The sequence below is a fragment of the Actinoallomurus sp. NPDC050550 genome (assembly GCF_040655075.1).
GTDB lineage: Bacteria > Actinomycetota > Actinomycetes > Streptosporangiales > Streptosporangiaceae > Actinoallomurus.
The window spans coordinates 24,972-45,254 of record NZ_JBFAJC010000042.1; the positions used below are offsets into that span (position 1 = coordinate 24,972).

The 20,283-nt window shown below is 71.2% G+C and carries 18 protein-coding genes; 12 read left to right on the forward strand and 6 right to left on the reverse strand.

The features are described 5' to 3' along the window. Positions 1-16: 16 nt before the first annotated feature. The gene (locus tag AB0I04_RS39470; protein WP_360897012.1) at positions 17-1,552 is read right to left on the reverse strand and encodes a hypothetical protein; all 1,536 of its coding nucleotides are present in this window, start codon (positions 1,550-1,552) and stop codon (positions 17-19) included. A 499-nt stretch (positions 1,553-2,051) separates the two neighbouring features. On the opposite strand from AB0I04_RS39470, the gene AB0I04_RS39475 reads away from it, so the two are divergent. The 6 genes from AB0I04_RS39475 to AB0I04_RS39500 all read left to right on the forward strand — a co-directional run bounded on the left by AB0I04_RS39475 (position 2,052) and on the right by AB0I04_RS39500 (position 10,365). Then, entirely contained in the window at positions 2,052-2,399 is a 348-nt protein-coding gene (locus tag AB0I04_RS39475) for a hypothetical protein (RefSeq protein WP_360897185.1), read from the forward strand. Beyond that, positions 2,396-3,799 (forward strand): glycoside hydrolase family 3 C-terminal domain-containing protein, encoded by a 1,404-nt coding sequence (locus tag AB0I04_RS39480; RefSeq protein ID WP_360897171.1) that lies wholly within the window; start codon positions 2,396-2,398, stop codon positions 3,797-3,799. Before AB0I04_RS39475 ends, AB0I04_RS39480 begins: the two co-directional genes overlap by 4 nt. Before the next feature lie 95 nt (positions 3,800-3,894). After that, the gene (locus tag AB0I04_RS39485) at positions 3,895-4,641 is read left to right on the forward strand and encodes a GntR family transcriptional regulator (protein ID WP_360897015.1); all 747 of its coding nucleotides are present in this window, start codon (positions 3,895-3,897) and stop codon (positions 4,639-4,641) included. Between the two features lie 84 nt (positions 4,642-4,725). Beyond that, on the forward strand, positions 4,726-7,542 hold the full coding sequence (locus AB0I04_RS39490) for an FAD-linked oxidase C-terminal domain-containing protein (RefSeq protein WP_360897018.1): 2,817 nt from the start codon (positions 4,726-4,728) through the stop codon (positions 7,540-7,542). A 124-nt stretch (positions 7,543-7,666) separates the two neighbouring features. Then, positions 7,667-8,815, forward strand: a complete 1,149-nt coding sequence (locus AB0I04_RS39495; protein ID WP_360897021.1) for an FAD-binding oxidoreductase — start codon at positions 7,667-7,669, stop codon at positions 8,813-8,815. Between the two features lie 17 nt (positions 8,816-8,832). Beyond that, positions 8,833-10,365, forward strand: coding sequence for an aldehyde dehydrogenase family protein (locus AB0I04_RS39500; RefSeq protein WP_360897024.1), 1,533 nt, complete (start codon positions 8,833-8,835; stop codon positions 10,363-10,365). A gap of 60 nt (positions 10,366-10,425) precedes the next feature. Here the strand turns inward: AB0I04_RS39500 and AB0I04_RS39505 are convergent, their stop codons facing one another. Then, positions 10,426-10,782, reverse strand: coding sequence for a peptidase inhibitor family I36 protein (locus AB0I04_RS39505; RefSeq protein ID WP_360897027.1), 357 nt, complete (start codon positions 10,780-10,782; stop codon positions 10,426-10,428). Between the two features lie 256 nt (positions 10,783-11,038). Between AB0I04_RS39505 and AB0I04_RS39510 the strand changes: the two genes are divergently transcribed. After that, positions 11,039-11,485, forward strand: a complete 447-nt coding sequence (locus AB0I04_RS39510) for a hypothetical protein (RefSeq protein ID WP_360897030.1) — start codon at positions 11,039-11,041, stop codon at positions 11,483-11,485. Between the two features lie 9 nt (positions 11,486-11,494). On the opposite strand, the gene AB0I04_RS39515 is transcribed toward AB0I04_RS39510, so the two are convergent. Next, a complete protein-coding gene (locus tag AB0I04_RS39515; RefSeq protein ID WP_360897033.1) occupies positions 11,495-12,229 on the reverse strand; it encodes a substrate-binding domain-containing protein in 735 nt (244 codons plus the stop codon). A gap of 67 nt (positions 12,230-12,296) precedes the next feature. Here AB0I04_RS39515 and AB0I04_RS39520 point away from each other — a divergent pair, with 67 nt between their 5' ends. Further along, on the forward strand, positions 12,297-13,016 hold the full coding sequence (locus tag AB0I04_RS39520) for a methyltransferase domain-containing protein (protein WP_360897036.1): 720 nt from the start codon (positions 12,297-12,299) through the stop codon (positions 13,014-13,016). Positions 13,017-13,107: 91 nt separating this feature from the next. On the opposite strand, the gene AB0I04_RS39525 is transcribed toward AB0I04_RS39520, so the two are convergent. Together AB0I04_RS39525 and AB0I04_RS39530 are read right to left on the reverse strand one after the other, a co-directional pair. Beyond that, positions 13,108-14,673: an AMP-binding protein gene (locus tag AB0I04_RS39525; RefSeq protein ID WP_360897039.1), complete on the reverse strand. Its 1,566-nt coding sequence runs from the start codon at positions 14,671-14,673 to the stop codon at positions 13,108-13,110. A 121-nt stretch (positions 14,674-14,794) separates the two neighbouring features. Beyond that, positions 14,795-15,295, reverse strand: coding sequence for an Lrp/AsnC family transcriptional regulator (locus AB0I04_RS39530; RefSeq protein WP_360897042.1), 501 nt, complete (start codon positions 15,293-15,295; stop codon positions 14,795-14,797). A 110-nt stretch (positions 15,296-15,405) separates the two neighbouring features. Here AB0I04_RS39530 and pdhA point away from each other — a divergent pair, with 110 nt between their 5' ends. Genes pdhA through AB0I04_RS39550 form a run of 4 tightly spaced genes read left to right on the forward strand, consistent with a single transcriptional unit; the run spans position 15,406 to position 19,716 of the window. Then, complete coding sequence (pdhA, locus tag AB0I04_RS39535) at positions 15,406-16,518, forward strand: pyruvate dehydrogenase (acetyl-transferring) E1 component subunit alpha (RefSeq protein ID WP_360897045.1); 1,113 nt, start codon at positions 15,406-15,408, stop codon at positions 16,516-16,518. Between the two features lie 17 nt (positions 16,519-16,535). Further along, positions 16,536-17,537, forward strand: coding sequence for an alpha-ketoacid dehydrogenase subunit beta (locus AB0I04_RS39540; protein WP_360897173.1), 1,002 nt, complete (start codon positions 16,536-16,538; stop codon positions 17,535-17,537). After that, a complete protein-coding gene (locus AB0I04_RS39545) occupies positions 17,534-19,042 on the forward strand; it encodes a dihydrolipoamide acetyltransferase family protein (protein ID WP_360897048.1) in 1,509 nt (502 codons plus the stop codon). The genes AB0I04_RS39540 and AB0I04_RS39545 overlap by 4 nt, the downstream gene beginning before the upstream one ends. A gap of 47 nt (positions 19,043-19,089) precedes the next feature. Further along, positions 19,090-19,716 (forward strand): hypothetical protein, encoded by a 627-nt coding sequence (locus tag AB0I04_RS39550; protein ID WP_360897051.1) that lies wholly within the window; start codon positions 19,090-19,092, stop codon positions 19,714-19,716. A gap of 167 nt (positions 19,717-19,883) precedes the next feature. Here AB0I04_RS39550 and AB0I04_RS39555 read toward each other — a convergent pair whose 3' ends face one another. Further along, positions 19,884-20,252 carry a hypothetical protein gene (locus AB0I04_RS39555; protein ID WP_360897054.1) on the reverse strand — a complete coding sequence of 123 codons (369 nt, stop codon included), beginning with the start codon at positions 20,250-20,252 and terminating at the stop codon, positions 19,884-19,886. Between the last annotated feature and the right edge of the window lie 31 nt (positions 20,253-20,283).

Sequence of the window (20,283 nt, forward strand, 5' to 3'; positions counted from 1 at the left end):
GCCACCCCGAAACCCGTCAGTCCTGGATGAGGTCGAACTCTTCCCACGGCCCGATGGCCGTGCGGTTCGCGATCAGCGCGGACGCGCCCGCGTTCTCGGCCGTCACGTACTCGTTGTTCGCGTTCGCCCGCAGGCTGACGCTGCCGTCCGCGTTGTGGACGAAAGCGAACGTCTCCCAGGAGCCGATCGCCGTACGGTTGGCGATCAGCGGCGACGCTCCGCCGTTGTCCGCGGTGACGTACTGGTTGTTCGCGTGGGCCCGCAGGGCGATGGCACCGCCGCCCTGGTCGATCAGGTCGAACTGCTCCCAGGAGCCGATCGCCGTACGGTTGGCGATCAGCGGCGACGCGCCGGCGTTATCCGCCGTGACGTACTGGTTGTTGGCGTGGGCGCGCAGGCTGATCACTTGACCGGTCGGCGGGTGCTCGGCGACGCCGAGGACGTACGTCAGCTGGGCGCTGGTGAACTCAGGCTGCAGGGTGCTGGAGGTCGCGGACTGGACCTGGAAGCGGCCCGGTGCCGACACCGTGCCGCCGCAGCCCGCGTTCGGCGTGCCGACGTGGGTGGAGCTGTCGGCGTTGCCGGCCACGGTCCAGTCGCGGACGCCGTTGACGGCGTAGCCGTAGCCCATGTGGGCGCCGCGCAGCGTGTTACCGGTGACCGAGGCGCCGTAGTTGGTGCCGGTCCCGCAGCCCCACACCTGCGGGCCCATCGCGATGCCGACCTTGATGAAGGCGCTCTGCGCGTCGATCGTGTTGCCGGTGACGGTGGTGCCGGTGTAGTTGCCGTTCATGGGCGCGTAGTCGACGAGGTTGATCCCGCCGAGCAGGGTGCGCGTCTTGGCCGTGATCGTGTTGTTCTTCACCGAGGAGCCGGGCGCACCGAAGATGACGATGCCGCCGTCGGTGGCGTCCTGGACGGTGTTGCCCTGCACGGTGCTGTTACCGCAGGCCAGCGAGATGCCGTCGGCCCACGTGCCGCTCGGGGTGTCGGTGCCCGCGGGGCCGATGGTGTTGTTCAGGATCTTCGCGCCCTGACAGGTCGGCGTGCTGTTCGTGACGGCGCCCTCGATGAAGTGCAGCGTCGACCAGCTCCGCGTGTCGTGCGCGTAGACGTTCTGGACGGTCTGGCCGGTGCCCGAGGCGCCCATCTCCATCAGCGCGCCGCCGTCCAGCCGGCCGAGCGTGGGCCGTCCGCCGTCGATCTGGATGTTCTGCACCGTCACGCCGGACTGGTCGGTGCCGTTGATCGCCGTGGTGAGCGAGCCGGACAGTTTGAGGGTGGCCCGGCTGTCGTCGGTGGGCAGGCCCTGCGTCTCGATCCGCTGGTTCGGGGCCGTGAATCTTATCGAGTCGCTCAAGGTGAAGACCGCCCCGGGGCACAGGACGGCGGCCGAGCCGGACCCGGTGAGGGCGGCGTTGATGGCGGCGTCGGTGCCCGACGGGATGCAGGCCGCGGTGGCGTGGGCTCCGGTGGCCGTCATCGGCACCAGCAGTGCCGCGACGGCCGCGAGCATGGACAGGAACGGAACGGATCTTCCGCGAGCCGACATGCACGTGATCCTTCCTGGCGGGGAACGGGGGATCGGGACGGGCCGCGACGGGCCCCTTGGGGGATCGTGAAGGTGAAGACGGTGAGGCGGCCTTCGACGCGGGCATTCCCTGCCGTCCGTGGGCCCGAGGTGAGGCCACCCGATCGTCCCGGCGGAGATCCCTGACCGCCGCCAGATGGGTGGCCTCGCCTTGTCTCCTCCTAACGGGAAGGTCCGCGCACCGGCTTGGTGGCATGAAGGCTTGCGCGGACACGGGGACGCCGCATCAAGGGGGAGCGGCGTTTCAGCGCCGGCACGCCATGCCGGTTCGGCCACACCTGGCGGGGCGGAAGGCGGGGCAGAGGCGTGAGCGCCCACGACACTGAGAGCGCTCTCAGGCAGAGTGACGCCCATCACAGAAGCTGTCAAGGACGTCCGATCTTTGAGCTCTCTTGACAATAGCCCGCAAAGTCTGGATAACTTCATGAAAAATCCGAGCAGCGGCCGATCGGAGCCCGCGATGAGAAGACATCTGCTCAGAACCGTCGCCGCCATCGGAGCACTCATCGGAGGGCTGCTGGCCGGCGTGCCCGCGAACGCCGCGGCCCGGCCGTGGCAGAACACGGCGCTGGCCCCGGTCGACCGGGCGAACGCACTGCTGGCCCAGATGACCCTGGCCGAGAAGATCACCATGATGCATCAGGGCGCCTCCTGCGACTACGGCGCCTGCGTCGACGGCAACACCCGCCTCGGCATCCCGCAACTGCGGCTGCAGGACGGCCCCGCCGGTGTCGCCGACGGTGCCACCGGGTCAAGTGGACCGGCAAACTCACCCCGCCGACCACCGGCACGTACACCTTCGCCCTGACCAGCGACGACGGCAGTCGGCTGTACGTCAACGGGCAGAGAGTCATTGACAACTGGGCGGACCTGCCGCCGACCACCAAGACCGGCACGGTCTCGCTCACGGCGGGACAGCCGGTGGACATCGAGGTCGACTACTTCCAGGACGGCGGCGGCAGCCAGGTCAGCCTCGGCTGGCAGATCCCGAACCAGAACCTCCACGACGAGGCCGTCGCGACGGCGCGCGCCGCCCAGGTCGCCGTGGTCTTCGTCTCGAACGGCGAGGGCGAGGGAGCAGACCTCAACAACATGGACCTGGCCGGCGACCAGAACAAGCTCGTCACCGATGTCGCCGCCGCCAACCCGAACACCGTGGTCGTCGTGAACAGCGGCTCGGCGGTCACCATGCCCTGGGCGAACGCGGTCAAGGGCATCATCGAGAACTGGTATCCGGGCCAGACGGACGGCACGGCGATCGCCGCGCTGCTGTACGGCGACGTGAACTTCTCCGGCAAGCTCCCGGTCACCTTCCCCCAGAGCCTCGCCGACGTGCCCGCGAGCACCGCCGCACAGTGGCCGGGCCAGAACGGGACCGTGCAGTACTCCGAGGGCCTGAACGTCGGCTACCGCTGGTACGACGCGAAGAGCAAGACGCCGATGTTCCCGTTCGGGCACGGTCTGTCCTACACGACCTTCGACTACAAGAACCTGGCCGTCGGGACGCCCGACTCCTCCGGCAACGTCGCGGTCGGCTTCGACGTCACCAACACCGGTTCGCGGGCCGGGGCCGAGGTCGCCCAGGTCTACGTCGGCCAGCCCTCCTCGACCGGCGAGCCGCCCAAGAACCTGCGCGGCTTCAGCCGGGTCGCGCTCGACGCCGGCCAGACCAAGCACGTGACGGTCACGCTGGACGCCCGCAGCTTCCAGTACTGGAACGGCAGCGGGTGGACGACCGCCACCGGGACCCACCAGATCCTCGTCGGCGCGTCCTCCCGTGACATCCGGCTCACCGGCCAGGTCACCGTGGCCTCCTCGGCGAACCCGGTGATCACCCTGCGGGCGCACGCGAACAACCAGTACGTGACGGCGGAGAACGCCGGCGCCGCAGCGCTCATCGCGAACCGGACCGCGATCGGGCCATGGGAGCAGTTCGACGAGGTCGACCAGGGCAACGGCGCGATCGCGCTCCGCTCGCACGCGAACAACAAGTACGTCACCGCCGGGAGCTCGCCGCTGATCGCCGATGCGACGAGCGTCGGCACGGCGCAGACCTTCGACCTGATCCACAACTCCGACGGCAGCGTGAGCCTGCGGGCGCACGCGAACAACGACTACGTCTGCGCGGAGAACGCCGGCGCCGCCTCGCTGATCGCCAACCGCACGGCGATCGGGCCGTGGGAAGAGTTCGACCTCATCAACGACTGAGCGGAAGGAGCGTCATGCTCAAGGGCCGGCTCGCCCTGACGCCGACCCGCCCGACGAAGCCCAGATGACCGGGTGAGGCTGGGTAGCATGCGAGCATGCCGCCCACCCGCGAGCACGCCGAGCTCAAGCTGCAGCCGTTGCCGCACGCGCGGCGGTCGCTGGCCGAGCAGGTGATCTCCGAGGTGCGCCGGGCGGTGCACACCGGCGCGATGGTCCCCGGCCGGCTCTACTCCGTCTACCAGGTGGCCGAGCAGCTCAACGTCTCCCGGAGTCCGGTGCGCGAGGCGCTGCTGCGGCTCGCGGAGGCGGGCCTGGTGCAGGTCGAGCGCAACCGCGGTTTCCGCGTCGTGCTGCCGCACCCCCGGGAGATCGTCGAGATCTTCGGCGTACGGCTGGCGCTCGAGCTGCCCGCCGTCCACCGGGTCGCCGGCGGCGACCCGGCCGGGCTGACCGAGTCCCTGCGCGTGACCATGGAGGAGATGGCCGCGGCGGTGGAGGCCGGTGACGAGACGCTGTTCTTCCACCTGGACCAGGCCCTGCACGACCACATCCTGGTCGCGGCGGGCAACAGCCGGGCCCGGGCGATCGTCGGCGGCCTGCGCGACACCATGCGCATCCTCGGCACGTCGACGGACGATCGGTCCCGCACCCTCCGGCAGGTGCACGAGGAGCACGAGCCGATCGTGGCCGCCGTCGCCGCAGCGGACGCCGAAGCCGCCGTACGCGCGATGCGGGCACACCTGACCAACACCGGCCTGATCCTGGCCGGGCAGGCGGCCCGGGCCCAGGGCGAGCCGGTCGACGTGGACGCGCTGTGGGCCTCCATCGTCGACCAGCCCTGATCAGGGCTTTGTACCGGGCGCTTCGGGCCCGCGACCAGCGGGGGTCCGGCGATCCGCAGGGAGGTCGCATGTAACATGCTACTCATGGACCGGGCAGCCACTCTCGCGACCGAGCTGCGGCGACGCGGCCTCACCGACGTGCTCACCGACTCCACGTCGCGGTCGGCGTTCTCGTCCGACGCCTCCCTCTACCGGGTTCCCCCGCTGCTGGTCGCCCGGCCCCGATCGGCCGAGGACGTGGCCGCCGCGGTCGAGCTGTGCGCGCGCCACGAGATCCCGCTGACCGCTCGCGGCGCCGGCACGTCGGTCGCCGGCAACGCCGTCGGACCCGGGCTCGTGCTGGACTTCAGCCGCCACATGCGGAAGGTGCTGCACGTCGACCCCGAGGCCCGGACCGCGGTCGTTCAGCCCGGCGTCGTCCAGGCCGAGCTGCAGCGGGCGGTCGCCCCGCACGGGCTGAGGTTCGGCCCCGATCCCTCCACCCACACGCGCTGCACGATCGGCGGCATGATCGGCAACAACGCGTGCGGGTCCCGGACGCTCGGCTACGGCCGTACCTCCGACAACGTCGCGGCCCTCAAGGCCGTGACCGGCAACGGCACCGCGCTCGATCTGCCGGCCCGGCTGAGCGAGCCGGGAGCGGGCGCTCCCGCCGAGCTCACCGCGCTGCACGACCTGGCGAACGCCAACCTCGCCACGATCAGGACGGAGTTCGGCCGGTTCGGGCGGCAGGTGTCGGGCTACGCGCTGGAACACTTGCTGCCGGAGCGGCGGTTCGACGTCGCCCGCCTGCTCGTCGGCAGCGAGGGCACTCTCGCCGTGCTGACCGAGGCGACGGTGACGCTCGTGACCGACCCGGCGCACCGAGTCCTGGTCGTGCTCGGCTACGACGACATCGCCGCCGCCGGAGACGCCGCGCCCACCGTGCTGACGCACCTGCCGACGGCCTGCGAGGGCATCGACGCGCGCATCGTCGACGTGGTGCGCACGCGTCGGGGGCCGGGCGCCGTGCCGCCGCTGCCGGGCGGAGCCGCGTGGCTGTTCGTCGAGGTCGCGGGGGACGACGAGGCCGAGGTGCTCGAGCGGGCCGGGCGCGTGGCCGCCGGCCACGACGACGCCCTCGTCGTCACCGACCCGGCACGGGCCGCGGCGCTGTGGAGGATCCGGGAGGACGGCGCGGGCCTGTCCGGCCGCAGCCCCGCCGGGCTGCCCGCGCACGGCGGCTGGGAGGACGCGGCGGTGCCTCCGGAGATGCTGGGCCGCTACCTGCGCGACTTCGAGGCGCTGATGGGCGAGTTCGATGTGACCGGCCTGCCGTACGGGCACTTCGGCGACGGCTGCCTGCACATCCGGATCGACTGGCCGCTGGACCGGCCGCAGGGGCCGCAGCGGTTCCGCGGCTTCCTGGAGGCGGCGGCCGGTCTGGTCGCCGGGTACGGCGGTTCGCTGTCCGGCGAGCACGGCGACGGCCGCGCCCGCAGCGAGCTGCTGCCACTGATGTACTCCGAGGCGGCCATGGACCTGTTCGGCCGGGTGAAGGGCATCTTCGACCCAGGTGACGTGCTGAACCCCGGCGTGCTGGTGCGGCCCCGACCGGTCGACGCCGACCTGCGGGTCCCCGCCGCCCGCCCCGTACGGAAGAACCTCGCCCTGGCCTACCGCCACGACGGCGGCGACTTCGGTCAGTCGGTGCACCGCTGCACCGGCGTGGGCAAGTGCCGCGCGGACAACACCGCCTCCGGTGGGGTCATGTGCCCGTCCTACCTGGCCACCCGGGAGGAGAAGGACTCCACGCGCGGGCGGGCCCGGGTGCTGCAGGAGATGGTCAACGGCTCGCTGGTCGACGGCGGATGGCGCTCGCCCGAGGTCCATGAGGCCCTCGACCTGTGCCTGTCCTGCAAGGGCTGCGCCTCGGACTGCCCGACCGGCATCGACATGGCCGCGTACAAGTCCGAGGTGCTTCACCAGAGCTACCGGGGACGGCTCCGCCCGGCCTCCCACTACTCGCTCGGCCGGCTGCCGCTCTGGGCGCGGCTGGCCGGCCGGATGCCCCGCGTCGTCAACGGCGCGCTGCGGGTGCCGGGCCTGCGGCGGGCGGCGCTCGCGGTCGCCGGGGTGGACCGGCGGCGCAACCTGCCCGAGTTCGCGCCGCGGACGTTCCGCGAGTGGTTCGAGCGGACCCGCGGCGACCGCTCGGCGGAGGGCCGTCCGGTCATGCTGTTCGTCGACACTTTCACCGACCACTTCGCACCGGAGGTCGGCCGCGCGACCGTCGCCGTGCTGGAGGCCGCGGGCTACGCGCCGCGGATCAGTGAACGTCGCCAGTGCTGCGCCCTCACCTACATCTCCACGGGCCAGCTCGACGCGGCCAAGAAGATCCTGGGCCGTACGGTCGCCGAGCTGGCCGAGGCCGATATGCCGATCGTCGGGATGGAGCCGTCCTGTACGGGAGTGCTCCGTTCGGACGCGCTGGAGCTCCTCGACGAGTCGGTGGCGGCCCCGGTGGCGGAGCGGACCCGCACGCTGGCCGAGCTGCTGGCCGAGACGCCGGACTGGCGACCGCCCTCGTTCGACGGGACGACGGTGGTGGCCCAGCCGCACTGCCACCACCACGCCGTCATGGGCTGGGACCAGGACGCCCGGCTGCTGCGCGAGGCGGGCGCGGACGTGCAGCGGCTCGGCGGCTGCTGCGGGCTGGCCGGCAACTTCGGCGTCGAGAAGGGCCACTACGAGGTGTCCGTGGCGGTGGCCGAACACCAGCTGCTGCCCGCGCTCCGCGACGCGGACAAGGAGACGGTCGTCCTCGCCGACGGCTTCTCCTGCCGCACGCAGATCGCTGACCTGTCGCCCCGGCAGGGGGTCCACCTGGCCCAGCTCCTCGCCGAACGGCTTGGCGAGTAGTCACTCGACCCCGTACGGCGTCTCCGCGGAAGCGTGATCGCGGAAGCACGAGAACTTCTTCGGCCACTGAGACCATGGTCCTGCGCCGGCGCGTGCCCGAGCCGGCCGGAGAGGAGACGTGCCGATGAATCGTGAGCTGCCCTCCCGCGCATCGGTGGTCATCATCGGAGGCGGCGCCATCGGCGTCGCCTCCGCCTACGAACTCGCCGCGGCCGGGGTGACCGACGTCGTCCTCATCGACAAGGGCCCGCTGGGCTCCGGCTCGACCTCCAAGGCCGCCGGGGGAGTGCGCGCGCAGTTCTCCGACCGGGTCAACATCGAGCTCGCCGCACGCAGCCTCGAGACGTTCGACGCCTTCGCCGAGCGGTTCGGGCAGGAGATCGACCTGCACAAGTCCGGCTACCTGTTCCTGCTCGACTCGCCGGACGCCGTCGCGGAGTTCGAGAAGAACGTCGCGGTCCAGAACGACCTCGGCGTCCCCAGCCGGATCATCACGCCGTCCGAGGCCGCGGAGCTGTCGCCGCTGATCGACACCGACGGGCTGCTCGCCGCCGCCTACTCGCCCACCGACGGGCACTGCACGCCCGAATCCGTGGTGCTCGGCTACGCGAGCGCGGCCCGCCGCCACGGCGCGCGCCTCCTGCCGAACTGCGCCGCGACCGGTATCGAGACCGCGGATCGCCGCATCGTCGCGGTCCAGACCGAGGGCGGCCGTATCGAGACCGACGCCGTGATCTGCGCGGCGGGCGCCTGGTCGCGCGCCATCGGCGAATGGGCGGGCGTCGATCTGCCGGTCACGCCGCTGCGCCGGCAGGTCCTGGTCACCGAGCCGATTCACGACCTGCCGCCGACGGCGTTCACCATCGACTTCGCCACCTCCTTCTACTTCCATCCCGAAGGCCGCGGCCTGCTCCTCGGCATGTCCGACCCCGAAGAGACCCCGGGATTCAAACTCGACCGGTCCGACGCCTGGCTGCCACGCCTCGGCGAGGCCATGGGCCGCCGCGCCCCCGCTCTGCTGGACGTCGGCTTCGGTACCGGGTGGGCGGGCCTGTACGAGGTGACGCCCGACCACAACGCGCTCATCGGCACCGCCCTCGACCGGTTCGTCTACGCCACCGGCTTCTCCGGCCACGGCTTCCTGATGAGCCCGGCCGTCGGCGAGGTCGTCCGCGACCTCTACCTTGGCAGGGAGCCGTTCGTCGACGTCACCGGCTTCGACGCGCGCCGCTTCGCCCGTACCGGGGCCAGGCCCGAGCTCAACATCGTCTGACGAGAGGAAGAACCCTGATGGTGACCACGCTGCCCGGCGCCGAGGAACTGGCTGCGCTGGCGCGAGACACCGCCAAGCGCTGTGGTGTGGACGTGGACGCGCTCGGCGCCGAGGTCGCGACCACCTCGCCGGTCAACGGCGAACGGCTGGCCGCCGCGACCTGGGTCGACGCGGCCGCCGTAGACGCCGCGGTCGCGCGGGCCGGGGAGGCGTTCCTCGCCTGGCGCCGCGTGCCCGCCCCCGTACGGGGCGCGCTGGTGAAGCGTTTCGGTGAACTGCTCACCGAGCACAAGGAGGACCTCGCCACCCTGATCAGCCTGGAGGTCGGGAAGATCACCTCCGAGGCGCTCGGCGAGGTCCAGGAGATGATCGACATCTGCGACTACGCGCTGGGCCTGTCCCGCCAGCTGTACGGCCGCACGATCAGTTCCGAACGGCTGGGCCACCGCCTCATGGAGACCTGGCACCCGCTCGGAGTCGTCGGCGTGATCAGCGCCTTCAACTTCCCGGCGGCGGTGTGGGCGTGGAACACCGCGATCGCGCTGGTGTGCGGCGACCCGGTCGTGTGGAAGCCGTCGGAGCTCGCGCCGCTCACCGCCCTGGCGAGCGCGGCCCTGCTCGACCGCGCCGCGGCCGAACAGGGCGCGCCCGCGCACCTGAGCCAGGTCGTCATCGGCGGCCCGGAGGCCGGCGAGGCGCTCGTGGACCACCCGGGCGTCGCCCTGGTCAGCGCCACCGGCTCGACCCGGATGGGCCGCGCGGTCGGCCCACGCGTCGCGGCCCGCTTCGGGCGGTCCCTGCTGGAACTCGGCGGGAACAACGCGGCCATCGTGTGCCCGTCGGCCGACCTGGACCTGACCGTACGCGGCATCGTGTTCTCGGCCGCGGGGACGGCGGGCCAGCGCTGCACGACGATGCGCCGCGTCATCGCCCACACCGACGTCATCGACACGCTCGTCGACCGCCTCGCCGAGGCGTACGGCCGGCTGCCCATCGGCAACCCCCTCAAACCGGGCACGCTGGTCGGGCCGCTCATCAACGAGCGCGCGTACGAGGCCATGCGGGGTGCGCTGGACGCCGTCGTCGCCCAGGGCGGGACGCTCGTGGCCGGCGGCGGGCGCAGGCTCGCGGACCAGGCACCGGGCGCCTACTACGCGGAGCCGGCGCTGGTCCGGATGCCGGAGCAGACCACGATCGTGGCCCAGGAGACGTTCGCGCCGATCCTGTACGTCATGCCGTACGAGCGTCTCGAGGAGGCCATCGCGCTCAACAACGCGGTGCCGCAGGGGCTGTCGTCCAGCATCTTCACCCGCGACCAGGCCGAGGCGGAGCTGTTCGTCTCGCCCGAGGGCTCCGACTGCGGCATCGTCAACGTCAACATCGGCACGTCCGGCGCCGAGATCGGCGGAGCCTTCGGCGGCGAGAAGGAGACCGGCGGCGGCCGAGAGTCGGGTTCGGACGCCTGGCGGGGCTACATGCGCCGCGCCACCAACACGATCAACTACTCCGGCGAACTGCCCCTCGCCCAAGGCGTCGAGTTCGACGCGTGATCGGGTGCGCCCGGCCCGCCGTGGCGGGCCGGGCGCGACATCCGCGGTGTGCGCAGGCCGTCAGGCCGGGCAGGGCCTCGGCTGGACGGAGCGGGCATGGAATCCGAGGTCGCCGATGGACTGGCCGCGGGCGATCTCGCGATGCTCCCCCTGGAACTCCGGGTGCCTGTAGAGGCACCAGGGGAAAGGACTCTGGTTCTGCGCGCTGCGTACCGGCGGGGCCAGGAACGGCTCCTCGTGATGGAGCAGGATCAGCTCACCATGGCCCTCTGGTCCAGTGAAGGCGCACAGCACCCCGAAGACGCGTGGGCACGGCAGCGGCGGGTCGGCGTGCGCCGCCGAGGCCGGTACCGTCACCCCGGCCGCGACGACGGCCCCGGCCATCGTCATTGAAACGCGACGGACGATCCTGTTCATGGTCCTCCTTGGTGCGGGGTGTATTTCGACACTGCGATTTATAGCAGAGAGTGAGCGTCGATAAGCGAACAGTAGTTACTGCTGGTCGAGTGACGCGATGGTCACTCGCATGACACTGGCTCCCAGGCGCCAATACGGGTTTGCCACGATGTGCGCGATGCGACTCACATGCTTATTTAGTGGTGGCTCAAACGCGGCCAGGGTTCCTTGATCCGTTGATTGCGCACACAACCGCCGATAAGAGGACAGGGGAAAGATGGCAGAGCAACGCAGCCACGCGAACAACGGCCGGAGACGGATCCGGCTGGGCGTCGTCTCCATGGCGTCTGTCGCCGCGCTGGCGGCGACGGCACCGGCCTACGCGTCGACCGGCCGGCCGAACACGTCGAGTCCGGGAAATCACGCTTCGGCGACCGACATCGGGGCGAATGCGAAGCGGCACGTCACGACGCTGTGGCTTCACGACACCTCAGCGCGTGTCTGGAAGACCTGGTCCCGGTACCACGGAAAAGGCGGCGGCTACCAGGGTCAGTTCGGCGCGTACCGCATATCCAAGTACGTCTCGGTCTGGGCAGAGATCCACTGGAATTCCGGCAAGACTCAGGACGTAAGAGTGAAGGTCGGCTCGAAGCACACCTACCGGGGTGCGAAATCGGTCTACCTCCGGCTGTGCGGCGATTACGAATGCAGCGCATGGTGGTAGAGGACACCGTCAATGCGCAGCCGTGACGCTCTCGCGTTCGAGGAAGCGGGCGGCGACGACGGTGCGGCGGCCTCGGCGGTTCGCGTCCAGGGGACGGCCCATCTGGGTGAAGAGCTGCTCGGCCGCCGTGCGGCCCATGTCGTACGACCTCTGGACGACGACCGAGATCCGGGGGCGTACGAGCGTGGTCCACTCCAGGTCGTCGAAGCCGAGCAGGGAGATGTCGTCGGGGATCGCGACGCTCCGCTCGGACAGGAGCTCGAACGCGCTCTTGGTCATGTAGCCGTCGGCGGTGAACAGCGCGGTCGGCGGGTGTTCGAGGTCGAGGATCGCCTCGACTGCGTGCAGGCGGAGCTTGGGCTCGTCGTGCGGGACCAGGGCGATGAGGTCGCGGTCCGCGTGGAGTCCCGCCGCGGACAGCGCCCGGAGGTAGCCCCGTACGCGCTCCAGCGACGGCCGGGCGGGACCTGTGACGCTCGCGCGGACCTTGCCGATCCGGAGGGTTGGGGCCTCCGCCGGCTGCACCGAGCCGAGGAAGGCGATGCGGCGGTGGCCGAGGCAGATGAGGTGGTCGATCGCGGCGGTGGTGGCCGCCTCGTTGTCGGCGACGACGCTGTCGATTCCGCTGTCGCTGAGCTGACGGTCGAGCGAGACGACGGGGACGCCGGCCTGGGTGGCGGCGTCGATGTGGGCGTGTTCGCGCATCGAGGCCGGGGTGATGACGATGCCGTCGACCAAGGTCACGGCCGCCCACGCCCGGCGAGCGCCGTCAGGTCGGGGAGCTGACCAGCACGTCAAGTACTCTTGGCCGGTGTTCTCGCCCCATGGCCCGTCTCTGCGTGAACTGGCGATCCAGGCGCTGTCCTCGGTCGAAAGCGGCTACGACCTGCTCGCCCCGAAGTTCGACCACACGCCTTTCCGCACCCCCGAGAGCATTCTCGACGCGACCGCCGACGCGCTGCGCCCGCTCGCGCCGTTCGGCCGGGGACTGGACGTGTGCTGCGGCACCGGCGCGGGCATGCGGGTCCTCGAACCCCTGTGCCAGGGACGGATCACGGGCGTCGACTTCAGCGCCGGCATGCTCGCGCAGGCGCGCAGTGCCCACCCGGACGCCGAGTGGATACGAGCCGACGTACGGACCCTGCCCTTCGCCGATACCTTCGACCTGGCGGTCAGCTTCGGAGCGCTCGGGCACTTCCTGCCCGCCGAACGACCCGCGCTGTTCGCCGGGGTGTACGGCGCGCTGCGGCCCGGCGGGCTCTTCGCCTTCCCGATCGGCGCGCCGCCGCCCCTCACCTCGGGCTGGTACTGGGCGTTGCTCGGATTCGACCTGGCCATGCGGGCCCGCAACGCCGTGTGGCGTCCCCCGTTCGTCATGTACTACCGCACCTGCCCGCCGCACGCGGTCCGCAACGACCTGACGGCGGCCGGGTTCGCCGTGACGACGGTCCCCCTGACGGCCATCGGCCGGCGCGAGGACGGTAGCCCGCGGTACCGGCTTGTCCTCGCGCGCAAACCCGGCACGCCCTGACCGATACGCACGCCGGAGAAGCTTAGGACCGCAACGCGGCACGAGGAGGCGCGATCTGCGGCGGCGTGGGCGCGGTCCGCGCTGGGTGGACTCATTCCGTGAGACTCGACAGGTGGCTCTCCTTGAGCAGGGCCTTGTGGATCTTTCCGACGGGGGTCAGCGGCACGTCGGCGGTGACGACGAACTGCCGCGGCACCTTGTAGTCGGCCAGCCGCTCCCGGCAGTAGGAGGTCAGTTCCTCCGCCGTGGGCGGCTCCGCTCCCGGCCGCGGCACGACGTAGAAGCGGCCGACCTCGCCGAGCACCCCGTCGGGCACGCCGATCCCGGCGGCCATCGCGACGTTCGGGTGCGTGGTCAGGACGTTCTCGATCTCCACCGGGTAGACGTTGAAGCCGCCCTGGATGTACATCTCCTTCTTGCGGCCGCGCAGCACCAGGTGCCCGTCCGGCTCCATGGCGACCATGTCCCCGGTGGCCAGCCAGCCGTCCGGCAGGAAGACCTCGGAGGTCTCCGCGGGCATGTCCCAGTAGCCGGCGGTCACGCAGTCGCCGCGGACCTGGAGTTCGCCGGTCTCGCCCGGCGGGAGGACCACCTCACCCGGCCCGACGATCCGGGCCTCGAAGTCACCGATCATCACGCCCAGCGCGCGGGCGGCCGTCTCGGGATCGTCGTCCGGCCGCGAGATCACGCACGCTCCGGAGGACTCCGAGAGCCCGTACAGCCCGTACAGCCGTGCTCCCGGGAAGCCCCGGCGGATCGCGTCGGCCAGCGCCGGCTCCACGTTGGACCCGCCGGCCAGGCAGACGCGCACCGACGAGACGTCGTGGTCGGCGAAGTCCTCCCGTCCGAGCATCAGCACGTACATCGTCGGCACCGCGCCCAGGAACGTCACCCGGTGGCGCTCGATGGCGCGCAGCGCCGCCTGCGGGCCGAAGGCGGGCAGCAGCGCCACCGACCCGCCGCTGACCAGCGCGGCCATAAGCGTGCAGGTGATGCCGGCGACGTGGTTGAACGGCAGGTGCCCGAGCAGTACGTCGCCGTCGCTCATCCCGCAGTGGCCCGCCTGCGCCGCCGCCGAGGCCAGGATGCCGCGATGGGTGATCACCGCGCCCTTGGGGCGCCCGGTCGTCCCCGAGGTGTAAAGGATCATCAGCGGGTCCTCGGGGACCACCGTCGGGCACACCGCCGCCAGCAGGGCCGCGTCGGCCGGTGTCGCGGTGAGCTCATCGAACGAGGCGCTGCCCGCGAAGCCGCCGAAGAACACGTAGTCGCCGACGTGGGGCAGCCGCTGCCGGAAGCCCTCGAAGAACGCCGCGAAGTCGAAGTCGGGCGTGCGGTCGAGGCAGATGACCATCCGGGCGCCGCTCTGGCCGAGCATGTACGACAGCTCCCGCTCCCGGTAGCGCACGTTGAGCGGGACGACGATCGCGCCGATCCGCGCCGCGCCGAAGAACCCGGCCAGCCACTCCGGCGTGTTCAGGCCGAGCAGTCCGATCCGGTCGCCGCGCCGGATCCCGCGCGCCAGCAGCCCGCACGCGACCCGGTCGGTCAGCTCGTCGAACTCGGCGAACGTGATGGCGTCGTCGCCGTCGTACAGGAACGTCTTGCTCCGTACCGCCGCGTCCCCGAGTACGGCCCCGACCGTCATCGCCCGCATGGTGCTCCTCCTCGACCGATCTCACTCAACGATCACTGATCGGGCACGGTCTGCCAACGCCTCACGGCTGTGTCACCTTAGTGCCGAATGCCGGTCGTCATCGATCTTCGTCGGTCGTCCGTCACTGGAAGCGGCTTCCGCCGGCCGCCTCGTCGAAGATGAGCCACGTCCGCGTCGACCGTACGCCCGGGACCGCGTGGATCCGGGCGAGCACCACGTCGCGCAGGGTGACGTTGTCGGGCGTGCGTACCAGCATCACGAGGTCGACGTCGCCGCCGACGAACGCCACGTGCTCGATGTACGGCACGTCGCGCAGACGGGCGGCCACCTCGCGCCACGAGTGCTGCTCGATGTTGAGGAGAACGTACGCCGAGGTACCCAGCCCGGCGCGTACGGGGTCGATCCGGGCGGTGAACCCGGCGATGACGCCCTCGGCGATCATTCGTTCGACGCGCGTGTAGGCGTTGGAGCGGGAGATGCTCACCCGCTCGGCCAGGGCGCGCATGGACATGCGGCCATCGGCCTCCAGTTCGCGCAGGATCGCCCGGTCGATGTCGTCGAGCGCCGCCGATCGTCCGCCGGGACCGGAGCCCGCCGTCGCCTCGAACGACAGATGGTCCATGAGCCGCCCCCCTCTGAGCAATATGTTCCTGATTCGGCCTGACATCTGTACTTTCGGTCATGTTTCAACCGATATTCCTACCACTGGGCGAGCAAGGAGGGCAGTGCCGTATGACCGAGCGACATCACGACAGCGGCCCGGAGGCGCTGCTTCCCTCGGCGCAGCCGGTCCGTTTCCTGACCGACACCGGAGCGGCGGTACGGAGCCGTCCCCGCTATCCGCTGCCGAACCCGGAGACGCTGCGGCGGGCGTACCACGCCATGGTCGTCGGACGCCGGTTCGACGCCCAGGCCACGGCGCTGACGAAGCAGGGACGCCTCGCCGTCTACCCGTCGAGCCATGGCCAGGAGGCGTGTCAGATCGGCGCCGTCCTCGCCCTGGAGGACGGCGACTGGCTGTTCCCCACCTATCGGGAGTCCGTCGCGCTCGTGACGCGCGGCATCGAGCCCACCGAGGTGCTCTCACTGCTGCGCGGCGACGCGCACTGCGGCTACGACCCGCACCGGCACCACGTGGCCCCGCAGTGCACGCCGCTCGCGACCCAGACCGTCCACGCGGCCGGCCTGGCGTACGCCGAGCGGCGCAAGGGCAGCGGCCGGATCGCGCTCGCCTGCGTCGGCGACGGCGCGACCAGCGAGGGCGACTTCCACGAGGCGCTCAACTTCGCGGCCGTGTTCAAGGCGCCGGTCGTCTTCCTGGTGCAGAACAACCAGTACGCCATCTCCGTCCCGCTCGACCGGCAGACCGCCGCGCCCTCCCTGGCCCACAAGGGCGTCGGCTACGGGGTGCGCTCGGAGCGGGTCGACGGGAACGACCCCGTCGCGGTGCTGGCGGTGCTGTCCGCCGCCGCCGAGCACGCGCGGTCCGGCCAGGGACCTTTCCTGGTCGAGGCGCTCACCTACCGCATCGAGTCGCACACCAACGCCGACGACGCGACGCGCTACCGTTCCGACGCCGAGACCGAGGAGTGGCGCCGGCGCGACCCGATCGCCCGTCTGGAGGCGTACCTGCGCCGCCGCGGCCACCTCGGCGACGACGACGTCGCGGAGGCGGCGACGGCCGCCGAGGAGTTCGCCGGCCGGCTGCGCACCGCGATGAACGCCGACCCGAAGCTCGATGCGCTCGAGCTGTTCGACCACGTCTACGGCGTCGCCACCCCGCAACTGGACGAGCAGCGGGAGACGCTCCGCTCCGAACTCGAGGCCGAGGAGGCGCTGACGTGACCGCTCCGTCCACCACCATGGCACAGGCGCTCAACGCCGCCCTGCGCGACGCCCTCGCGGGCGACGAACGGGTCGTGGTCTTCGGCGAGGACGTCGGCCCGCTCGGCGGCGTCTTCCGCATCACCGACGGCCTCACCGCCGAGTTCGGCGACGAGCGCTGCTTCGACACGCCGCTCGCCGAGGCAGGCATCGTCGGGTTCGCCGTCGGCATGGCGATGGGCGGCTTCCGGCCCGTCGTCGAGTTGCAGTTCGACGCCTTCGCCTACCCGGCGTTCGAGCAGATCGCCTCGCACGTCGCCAAGATGCGCAACCGCACCCGCGGGCGGGTCGAACTGCCGATGGTGATCAGGATCCCGTACGCCGGGGGCATCGGCGGCGTGGAGCACCACTGCGACTCGAGCGAGGCCTACTACGCGCACACGCCGGGGCTGAAGGTCGTCACGCCCGCGACGGTGGACGACGCGTACTCCCTGCTGCGGGAGGCCATCGACGACCCGGACCCCGTCGTGTTCCTGGAGCCCAAGAAGCTGTACTGGGCGAAGGCACAGGTCACCCTGCCGGCGCGCACCGAGCCGTTCGGCCGGGCCGCGGTCCGGCGCACCGGCGGCGACGCGACCCTCGTCGCCTACGGCCCGACCGTACCCGTCGCCATGGAGGCGGCCGAGGCCGCCGCCGAGGAGGGGTGGGACCTGGAGGTCGTCGACCTGCGGACGATCGTGCCGTTCGACGACGAGACCGTCACCGCGTCAGTGCGCAGGACGGGCCGGTGCGTGATCGTGGGCGAGGCCGCGGGCTTCGCCGGAGTCGGCGCGGAGATCGCGGCGCGCGTCCAGGAGCGGTGCTTCCACAGCCTGCACGCCCCGGTGCTGCGGGTGACCGGGTTCGACATCCCGTACCCGCCGCCGATGCTCGAACACCATCACCTGCCGAACGTCGACCGGATCCTCGACGCGCTCGACCGGCTGCAGCGCGACGACCGGCCCGACACCCGTTTCCTCCCGCTGGGCGGTGCGGCGTGAGCGAGGTCGTCTTCCGGCTCCCCGACCTCGGCGAGGGCCTGACCGAGGCCGAGATCACCGAGTGGCGTGTCTCCCCGGGGGACACCGTCACCGTCGACCAGAACGTCCTCGAGGTCGAGACGGCCAAGGCCGCGGTCGACGTCCCCATCCCGATCGCGGGCATCGTGGCGCGACTGTACGGCGAGGCCGGATCCGTCATCGGTGTCGGCGAGCCCCTCATCGCGGTGACCGTCGCGGACCGGCCCGCCGCCCCGGATACGGCGCCGTCGCCGGCGGGCCCGTCCGCCCGCGACGAGCGTTACCGCGAGGAGGAACGCGCCGGATCGGGCAACGTCCTCGTCGGGTACGGGACGGGCACGGCACGCCGATCGCGCCGTCGCCGAGCCGGACGCACCGGACCCGCGTCACCGCGTCGCGTGACCGGCCCGGTGTCCGCGCCGGCCAGTTCGATTCCCGTACCTGCGGCGGCCGGTTCCCCCGCACCGTCCGATCCGTCGTCGGTCCCCGCGATGGCGGGGCGGGCCGGGGCCCCGCGCGTCATCTCGCCGGTGGTCCGCCAGCTGGCGCGAACGCACGCCATCGACATCGCGGCCCTCACCCCCAGCGGTCCCGGTGGCGTCGTGCTCCGCCGGGACGTCGACGACGCCATCGTCGCGGCCATGTCCGGAACCGCTCCGACGGCCACCGCTCGGTCCACATCGGCCCCTGGCCTGGCCGTCGCACCTGAGACGGCGGATCGGGAGACCTCCGGCCGGGTGAGCCGGGAGGCCACCACCTGGGCGGATCAGGAAGCGGCCCTGGCGGATCGGGAGGCTCCCGTCCGGGTGCCCCTGCGGGGCGTGCGGCGGACCGTCGCCGAGAAGCTCTCCCGTAGCCGACGCGAGATCCCGGACGCGAGCACCTGGGTCGACGTCGACGCCACGCCCCTGGTGGAGCTCAAGGCCGACCTCGACCGGGCCCTCCCGGACGCCCGCATCGGCCTGCTGGCGCTGTTCGCCCGGATCTGCGTCGCCGGACTGCGAAGGTTCCCCGAGCTGAACGCCTACGTCGACACCGAACGCCAGGAGATCGTCCAGGTGCCGCAGGTGCATCTCGGGTTCGCGGCGCAGACCGACCGGGGCCTCGTCGTACCGGTCGTCCCCGACGCGCACCGGCTCACCCTCGCCGAGCTGGCCGCCCGGCTCCGGGAGCGCACCGAGGACGCCCGCGCCGGTCGGCTCGCCCCCCAGGACCTCACCGGAGGGACGTTCACGCTCAACAACTACGGCGTGTTCGGCGTGGACGGTTCCAACCCGATCATCAACCACCCCGAGGCCGCCATGCTCGGCGTCGGGCGGATCATCGATCGCCCGTGGGCGTACGAAGGGGAGATCCGGCTGCGGAAGGTGACGCAGCTGTCGTTCACGTTCGACCACCGGGTCTGCGACGGAGGTGTGGCAGGGGGATTCCTGCGCTTCGTCGCCGACTGCGTGGAACGCCCGGCACTCCTGGCGGCTCACCTTTAGGCGCACCACCGAAGGTGCCTGCCTTGTCGGGTCGGTAGCGTGTGGTCGTGGCGGAGCATGAGTACAGCGCTGCGGACATCACCGTGGTGGAGTTGGACGAGGCGATACGCAAGCGTCCGGGCATGTACTTCGGTGTGGGGCTGCGGGATCCTCGGCTGCCGGTCTCGTTGATGTGTGCGGTGGGTGGGCACGTTCTTCATCCGCCGGCCAGGACGGCCGAGGCGCACTCGCTGCAGGGCCTGATCGAGATATCCGGTGACCGCGGTTTCACGGTGATGTTGGATCTGCCGCCTTCCCGGGACGAACCGGACTTGCCGGCTCCCGACTACTTCGATTTCTTGAACGGAGCTGGGTGGTGGCTCCTGGCCGCGGTGATGGCCCTATGCGAAAAAGTCGTGGTGGAGGTGTGGCGAGACGATCACGCCTTCCGTCAGGAACTCGCCGGCATCCGGCCGCTCTCCGTTCCGGAGAGGATCGATCCACCGCCAGGGAGCGGAACACGTGTCGCCTTCGCTCTCGACCCGGAGTACGTCGGGCACGAAATGGCCTTCCCCGCCGACCTCGAACACCTTGACCTGCACGGCCCGGACTGCGCCGTACCGGAAGGTCCCGGCCGGGTCATCGTCCGGGATCTGCGTGCCGCGAGTCCCGGCCGGGAGGTCGTCTACCGATAACGAGGGCCCGGTCCGACGACGATCCGCTGGTGATTGCTGCTGTCTGATGTCAGCGATCACCAGGGATCTTCGCGGTTAAAACAGGCGGGACCGTACGGTGTTGATCTCGGCTTCGCGCAGGCCGGCCTCGGTCAGGTAAGCGGCGGCATTCAGGGAGTCGAGGACGGTCAGTAGGGCCTCCCGTCTGAGACGTCACGGAGGGCCAGTGCCTGTGCGTCGGTGAGACCTGCGCGTGCGCCCGCGCGGCGGCGTGCCCGGACCTCCTGACCCGTGCGCGGCCGGTACTTCGGGTCCTGTCCACAGCCACAAATGTCGAATCCCTCGTAGCGCAGGCCGGCTGCGAGGACGGCGGCCACAGCGGCCCACCGACGGTCGTCGGCCCTTCGCGGTGCGGCGAAGTCGTGCCCCGCGTAGGTCATCGGCGTGCGGCAGCGTGGGCACAGGTGCTCCCGGCCGTCCCAGGGGTACTTGTGACTCTGCCGACAGGGCACGCAGACGTAGTGGACCTTGTAGACGACCATCGCGTACCTGCACACGGATCCAGGGTAACCGGGCATGATCGTCCTG

What these genes read in the sequence shown, in the direction of transcription:
- AB0I04_RS39470 (WP_360897012.1), bottom strand. Translation starts at nt 1,552, where the DNA reads ATGTCGGCTCGCGGAAGATCCGTTCCGTTCCTGTCCATGCTCGCGGCC.
- AB0I04_RS39475 (WP_360897185.1), top strand. Translation starts at nt 2,052, where the DNA reads ATGAGAAGACATCTGCTCAGAACCGTCGCCGCCATCGGAGCACTCATC.
- AB0I04_RS39485 (WP_360897015.1), top strand. Translation starts at nt 3,895, where the DNA reads ATGCCGCCCACCCGCGAGCACGCCGAGCTCAAGCTGCAGCCGTTGCCG.
- AB0I04_RS39490 (WP_360897018.1), top strand. Translation starts at nt 4,726, where the DNA reads ATGGACCGGGCAGCCACTCTCGCGACCGAGCTGCGGCGACGCGGCCTC.
- AB0I04_RS39495 (WP_360897021.1), top strand. Translation starts at nt 7,667, where the DNA reads ATGAATCGTGAGCTGCCCTCCCGCGCATCGGTGGTCATCATCGGAGGC.
- AB0I04_RS39500 (WP_360897024.1), top strand. Translation starts at nt 8,833, where the DNA reads ATGGTGACCACGCTGCCCGGCGCCGAGGAACTGGCTGCGCTGGCGCGA.
- AB0I04_RS39505 (WP_360897027.1), bottom strand. Translation starts at nt 10,782, where the DNA reads ATGAACAGGATCGTCCGTCGCGTTTCAATGACGATGGCCGGGGCCGTC.
- AB0I04_RS39510 (WP_360897030.1), top strand. Translation starts at nt 11,039, where the DNA reads ATGGCAGAGCAACGCAGCCACGCGAACAACGGCCGGAGACGGATCCGG.
- AB0I04_RS39525 (WP_360897039.1), bottom strand. Translation starts at nt 14,673, where the DNA reads ATGCGGGCGATGACGGTCGGGGCCGTACTCGGGGACGCGGCGGTACGG.
- AB0I04_RS39530 (WP_360897042.1), bottom strand. Translation starts at nt 15,295, where the DNA reads ATGGACCATCTGTCGTTCGAGGCGACGGCGGGCTCCGGTCCCGGCGGA.
- pdhA (WP_360897045.1), top strand. Translation starts at nt 15,406, where the DNA reads ATGACCGAGCGACATCACGACAGCGGCCCGGAGGCGCTGCTTCCCTCG.
- AB0I04_RS39540 (WP_360897173.1), top strand. Translation starts at nt 16,536, where the DNA reads ATGGCACAGGCGCTCAACGCCGCCCTGCGCGACGCCCTCGCGGGCGAC.